Genomic DNA, 4683 nt, shown 5'->3' on the forward strand with positions numbered 1-4683 from the left:
CCCCGGGCGAGATCAAATCGGAAAGGTGGGCGACATCGTCTCGGAATCCCCCGGGCGACTTCATATCGGTACACCCGGGCGACTTCGTCGGAATCCGCAAGCTACGCAAAGGAAGCTACTTCCCGGGCTTCCTGGAGCCGCGCCGGATGGCCGAGAAGGCGCTGATCGCCGTGATCCAGGAAACCTACGTGCAGGGCGTCTCGACCCGCTCGGTCGACGACCTGGTGCAGGCGATGGGCATGAGCGGGATCTCTAAGAGCCAGGTGAGCCGGCTGTGCGGCGAGATCGACGACAAGGTGAAGGCGTTCCTCGCCCGTCCGATCGAGGGCGACTGGCCGTATCTGTGGATCGACGCCACCTACGTGAAGGTGCGCCAGAATGGCCGCATCGTCTCGGTCGCCGTGATCATCGCGGTCGGCGTCAACAGCGATGGCCGGCGGAGATTCTCGGCATGGACGTCGGCCCGCCGGGGCCGAGACGTTCTGGACCGCGTTCCTGCGCAAGCTCGCCCGCCGGGGCTTGCGCGGCGCGAAGGCCCGCCAGATGTGTTGAACCGTCGACGCCGACAGGCCGCTGGCGTTCGCCATGCCGCGAGAACTCCGGTGGGTGGCGTTCTTAGGGCAGCTTCCTAGCGTCCGCACGATCACGGCTTCGTGCGGGCATCGTCAATGGTACGCGGCGGCGCCGGAACGCGACTCGTCGTGCAGCGCGGCCACGCGCTGCTCCACAAAGCGCCGCCGCCATTTGCCTACTGTCCCCCGCTCCAGGCCTAGTTTGTCCGCCACTTCCTTGTTTTGACCGCCTTCCGCGCAGGTCAGCACGATCCGGGCTCTCAGCGCCAGCGCCTGCGCCGTCTTCCGGCGCATCGCCTGCGACTGAATTTCGGCACGCTCATCATCGCTCAATATCAGGGGCGCAAGTCGCTGGACCGCCATGAGATCCTCCGTCGCTGTTACAGCCCCCATTTCTGGGCCATTTCTGGCACGGCGACGCGAATCTACTGCGAATCTACGATTGCGAACTTGTGACTCGGGACACTAGCGAAGATCGCTACCTCCATGTTGGAGGCTTGGAGGGGCATCCGATTTCGCGTTAAAGGAGCCATCGCTTTAGCGACATTCTTTGTTGATTTCATTGTTGCATTCGCCGAAGCAAAGCTCCGTTCCATGGCTGTGCACAGCTACTGGCTACGCTTTGAATACGGCGCTTGATTCGTTGCGTTTCAGCGGACGGAGGTAATTTATCTTGCCAGCGACCGGATAGCCCATACTCTAAAGGCCTCCGGCTGGCGTGCCGGAGGCCTCCTTCGAGTCAAAAATAGATGTTTGAAGACGTTAGATTCTTCCTTATTTGACAGAATTCTACCACACGCGCTGAGCGCGGAGACGAAGCGTCAGGCTGTTTTGGTCCCTCAGTTCGTAGACTGCTCCCGGTTTCGCGATACCAGCCTGGACAGGCAGTGTCACCGTGCTTCCGGCAGCGTACTTCTGGTCTAGCATTGTGTACGCGAGATCGGCGGTGAAGCTCAGGCCTTTGACGGGTGTCCAGTACGTGGCGACACCAACAACCGCGTAGTTGAGGTCGGGATTGCAGCCGGCAGCGCCGCTCGATAGCGCAAGAGTGGGGACGAACGCGCCACAAATGTAGCCCTTTGCTGTGCTGTTATACCGCACAGCAGCCCACGCGCCGTAGAGGCTGGTCGCCCACCGTGGATCCCAGTTGTGATTCAAGGCGCCATTGAAACCGTAGGTCGTCGTCAGCTGCTGGCCAGCACCCGCAACGAACACCGAGTCAGACACACCGCCTACGCCAAGGCTCTGGTAAGCACCCACGACGCCCGTACCGCCGTACATGGCGTAGGTGGTCCCCATGTAGTCTTGGAAGTTGTAACGGCTTGCACCGTTCGTATACACGCCCTGAATGTTAATCGAGTCACCCGCGCCCGTAGGAATGTTCTTGATCGACAAGCCCAGCTGTCCAGCCCAGCCCCACTTGTCGCCCGGATGTCCGGTCGTTTCATCGACGCCATAGTAGCCCGCATGGAGCTCATGCGAGGCTACCGACGCCTGAAAGAGGCCCCATGCCTGGTCAACACGCAGCATGGCGACAAGGTCTGGTGCTCGCGAACCGCCGATGTCGTTAGCTCCATATGCGCCTGAAGCGAGACCTGCGGCGGTTGCGCCGCTCACGTTCCAGATGTTGGTCGTGTAGTTGACGACCTGGTCCTGAGCCGAGAACGAAGCCGTAATGCCCTGACCAAAGTCGGCGGTATAGGTGATCTGGTTTACTGCGTCGTAGCCACCACCGCCCGGCAAACCATCGAAAGTGTTGCCCGGATAGTTGGTCCATGGCGTGGAGAACTGCGAGGCCGCTTTACCGAACGTGAAACCAGCGAACTGGATAAAGGCGAAGTAGAGACCAAGACCAGCCCCCCCGATCGAACCGGTGCCGGCCGCTCCGACCGCGTTTCCGGTGTAGGACGTCGCGCCATTCACGGCTGTGGTGCCGGTACCGGAATAGGCACCGGTCGTCCACGTGAAAGCAGCGTCTAGATAGGTGCGAACCACGCCGTATTGAGTCGCGGTGCGAGTATCCCAGGTCAGTTCTCCACGTGACCTACTTGTATAGTAGTTCGTGAGCCGGTTATGTGCGGCACCCAGGCCAGCATTGGCGGCGTCATAGATACCGTGCGTACCCACGACGAATTCGTGACGCATAAGGCCGCCTAACTTGATGCAAGTGTCGGTACCCGGGATGTAGTAAAATCCGGCGCCATACAGCGAGCAGATTTTCACGTATTCGACCGCTTTCGCCTTTACAGGCAGATCGGCCGCCTGTGCGCCAGCGCCCGCGAACACAGCCGCAGAACCGAGAATGAGACTCTTTGTCAGTTTCATCGATGAACCTCCAAGTTGAAGAACCGTTTCCGTCCAGATCCGCCGCGACGAGCCTCACCCCCAGTGGGCGGGGTTTCACGGAACGACTTCGAGGTGCCCCTCTCCGTCCATGGTCGTATAGTTCTTCACTTCAATTGTTTCAATTAATTAATTAGTGTAATTGTTTTTTTCGATCAAATGCGTGGCAGTTCGGCAACTATATTCGTTCGATCCAGATGCGGAGACAAAAAGAACCCCCAGGGGGCATCCTGGAGGTTCCATTTGGAGCTTTAACACGACCGTCGACCGAAGAGCCTCGGGTCTGCCAAATTAATTGCCAAAATTGATTACATTTGTCAATTATTTTTTTGCATTGCCGGCATGCTCACGAATTCCCCCCAAGACGTGCACACGCGTTACCGCTAATGATCAGCTACGTGCCTGTGGGCGAGACCTAAGATGGGGGAAAGACCGAGATGGGCGAAAAAGATCGGCTCGCCAGAGCCGCTAAAGACTTCATCTGGAACATCGTCGAGATCCACTCTCAACTTGAGGAAATTCACAAGAGTTGGGCCGAGCTACTAGAATTAACCGAACCACAGTGGCTGATTCTCATGGCCATTGACGAACTTGATGAAGGTCGCGGCGTCCCTGGAATAGCGGTCGCAAATAAGCTGGGAATCCATGCAGGATTCGTGACCAATCAAACTAAGAAGCTGGAATCGATGGAGTTTTTAGCCCGCGACCCCTCGCCTGACGATGCTAGGTTCATCCAGATGTCGTTGACTCAAAAAGCGCGCGCTGAGATCTCAAAACTGTCAGACAAGAGAGAAGCTCTCGACATGACGATGTTCGACGGACTAGATGAGACGTCCCTCGAGTATCTCAACAAACGATTAGCCTCGATTGCCAAGAATAGCCGGCTGGCATCGCAAAAGCTGCGTATAGGCGTCTTGTAGGTACGTGCCGATATGGAGGCCGGCAAAGCACCTTTAAAACTGATCCCTCACATGAACAGCTAGTCGCCCGTGAAGAGCGGCTAAGCGATTGAGCCAGAATCGCATTCGTGGTTGTGGACTGTTTTTGGATTGCAGGGTTTTGATCCTTCGGGCATCAGAACCCTGCAATTTCATTTTCAGGATTCCGTCGAATCACCGGTCATGATTCCGTGGTGGCATCGGAGGTGGCGATGCGACCGAAGAAGCACAGGACGACGGGATCGGGCGATCTGTTCCTGGCCAGGCTGGACCAGATCATCAACGTGAAGCACGAGCTGGTTCAGCTCGCTGGCAAGGTCGATTGGGACTGAATCGACGGCGAGATCGCACCGCTCTACAGCGAGAACGGCCGGCCCGGCATCACGACCCGCTTCATGATCGGGCTGCTACTGCTCAAGCACGTTTACGGCCTGTCCGATGAAGGGGTGTGCGAGCGCTGGGTCCACGACCCGTATTTCCAGTTCTTCACCGGCGAAGAGTTCTTCCAGCACGCCTTCCCGCACGAGCGCTCGGACCTGAGCCACTGGCGCAAGCGGCTCGGCGACAAGCTGGAGATTTTGCTGGCCGAGAGCCTGCGGATGGCACACGAGGCCGGCGCGTTACGCGGCCAAGACCTCAAGCGGGTCACAGTCGATACCACGGTGCAGCCGAATCCCGACCGATGCCAAGCTGCTGCACGCGGCGATCAAGGGGCTCAACCGTCTGGCGAGGAGTATCCATTCGGCGTAGGCCGCAGGATCACCGCTTCAGCAGTCCAGGGTTTTCCTTGTAGAACTTAATAAGCTCGATCAGGTTGTCGATGCGAGTCG

The 4683-nt window shown here is 58.2% G+C and carries 3 protein-coding genes and 2 pseudogenes; 3 read left to right on the forward strand and 2 right to left on the reverse strand.

The window, feature by feature from the left end; translation table 11 throughout:
- Nucleotides 1–98 precede the first annotated feature (98 nt).
- Nucleotides 99–534: pseudogene (locus IVB01_RS35000) on the forward strand (transposase); the annotation flags it as partial.
- A gap of 131 nt (nt 535–665) precedes the next feature.
- Here the strand turns inward: IVB01_RS35000 and IVB01_RS35005 are convergent.
- Together IVB01_RS35005 and IVB01_RS35010 are read right to left on the reverse strand one after the other, a co-directional pair.
- Nucleotides 666–935, reverse strand: coding sequence for a helix-turn-helix domain-containing protein (locus IVB01_RS35005; protein WP_247495220.1), 270 nt, complete (start codon nt 933–935; stop codon nt 666–668).
- A gap of 426 nt (nt 936–1361) precedes the next feature.
- Nucleotides 1362–2897, reverse strand: a complete 1536-nt coding sequence (locus tag IVB01_RS35010; RefSeq protein ID WP_247495221.1) for a porin — start codon at nt 2895–2897, stop codon at nt 1362–1364.
- A 455-nt stretch (nt 2898–3352) separates the two neighbouring features.
- Here IVB01_RS35010 and IVB01_RS35015 point away from each other — a divergent pair, with 455 nt between their 5' ends.
- Together IVB01_RS35015 and IVB01_RS35020 are read left to right on the forward strand one after the other, a co-directional pair.
- Complete coding sequence (locus tag IVB01_RS35015) at nt 3353–3835, forward strand: MarR family transcriptional regulator (RefSeq protein ID WP_247495222.1); 483 nt, start codon at nt 3353–3355, stop codon at nt 3833–3835.
- Nucleotides 3836–4065: 230 nt separating this feature from the next.
- Nucleotides 4066–4582 (forward strand): annotated as a pseudogene (locus tag IVB01_RS35020) (transposase); the annotation flags it as partial.
- Between the last annotated feature and the right edge of the window lie 101 nt (nt 4583–4683).

The organism is Bradyrhizobium sp. 164, from assembly GCF_023073715.1.
In the GTDB taxonomy this organism is placed as follows: Bacteria; Pseudomonadota; Alphaproteobacteria; order Rhizobiales; family Xanthobacteraceae; genus Bradyrhizobium.

Bases quoted from the DNA above. Each gene is read 5' to 3' on its own strand.
- IVB01_RS35005 (WP_247495220.1), bottom strand. From the start codon at position 935: ATGGCGGTCCAGCGACTTGCGCCCCTGATATTGAGCGATGATGAGCGT.
- IVB01_RS35010 (WP_247495221.1), bottom strand. From the start codon at position 2,897: ATGAAACTGACAAAGAGTCTCATTCTCGGTTCTGCGGCTGTGTTCGCG.
- IVB01_RS35015 (WP_247495222.1), top strand. From the start codon at position 3,353: ATGGGCGAAAAAGATCGGCTCGCCAGAGCCGCTAAAGACTTCATCTGG.